This is a genomic window from Pseudoneobacillus rhizolycopersici (assembly GCF_054786815.1).
Genome location: NZ_JBTOOE010000274.1, coordinates 1 through 221 on the forward strand (window position 1 = coordinate 1; position 221 = coordinate 221).

Consider the following 221-nt stretch of genomic DNA (forward strand, 5'->3'; position numbering starts at 1 on the left):
TAGGCACTCCCGGCCAAGGGAATCGTCGACGAAAATTCGGAATAGCACAGCGCCGCTAACGCACAGACCACCACGGCAATCACGAACGAGAGCATGACGCCCGGGCCCGCATACTTGGCCGCAATTAAGCCGGGCGTAATGAAGATCCCGGACCCGACAATGGCCCCAATCCCCATCGTGGTCAGGCTAAAAGCGGTCAGCGTCTTCGCTAACCCCGTTTT

The 221-nt window shown here is 58.8% G+C and carries 1 protein-coding gene; it reads right to left on the bottom strand.

Annotated elements, in window-relative coordinates; genetic code table 11:
• Positions 1-221 (bottom strand): amino acid permease (locus ACX9YW_RS23725; RefSeq protein ID WP_460351284.1); only part of this gene is annotated, 221 nt, incomplete at both ends.